Annotated in this window: 2 protein-coding genes; both read left to right on the top strand. The window is 41.7% G+C overall.

The features are described 5' to 3' along the window. Window positions 1–369, top strand: a 369-nt coding sequence (locus N1032_RS25050) for a hypothetical protein (protein WP_259543273.1), incomplete at its 5' end; no start/stop codon positions are given. Between the two features lie 63 nt (window positions 370–432). Continuing rightward, the coding region (locus N1032_RS25045; RefSeq protein ID WP_259543272.1) for a hypothetical protein at window positions 433–755 on the top strand (323 nt) is incomplete at its 3' end.

Raw genomic sequence — 755 nt, 5'->3', positions numbered from 1 at the left:
GATATTGCTACTAAGGTTAAATTAACTACTATCCCTAATGTTAACAATGCACTCATTGTAGGCATCCCCGAAAGTGAGGGGCGTTTCTTGATGGTATTTGATTTAACTAAAGAGTTTTCAAATTCTGCTAATCAGTCTGTTATTCAGGCGGCGGCAGAATGGTTAGTGTTTGCTATTCCATGTGGGGTAGCTTTGAACGCCTATACACCTGATGAGGTGGAGTTATCCCGGATTCATGTTGTTACTGAAAGCCTCACCGCTCTATATCATGAGCAAGAGGCGCGTTTATCCAGCCAGGCTAACGAGGAAGCGCTAGCCCGTGGGGAAAACATTTTCGGGGATGATGAGATCGCCCCACAAGTAAACTAATTTATTAATTAGCCCCGCCTTTGAGCGGGGTTTTTTGTTTCTACCATTTGTGAATTTAGAATCATGGGACTAGTACACAAATACAGTAAAGATATTACCTCTAACAATGGGCGTAGGGGTGATGTAGCAGAACATGTAGCAGCGGCTTACCTGCTTAACCGTGGCTTTGAGGTTTTCGCTAACATTAGCTCTAATGGTTTATTTGATTTACTGGCTATTACTCCAGAGGGTGAGATCCTTAAATTCGATGTTAAGCGATGCTCATTACAAGCAGGATCTAAAAACATTGTTAGCTTACATTCTGCTTTACATAGGCCGGATGAGTTTAAGGCTCAGGGAGGTTTATTATTATGGCTTTTCCTAACTGATAATTTTGATTGTGTGGT

The sequence above is a fragment of the Herbiconiux daphne genome (assembly GCF_024979295.1).
GTDB classification, from domain to species: domain Bacteria; phylum Actinomycetota; class Actinomycetes; order Actinomycetales; family Microbacteriaceae; genus Herbiconiux; species Herbiconiux daphnes.
This window is presented reverse-complemented; position numbering and strand designations above follow the sequence as displayed.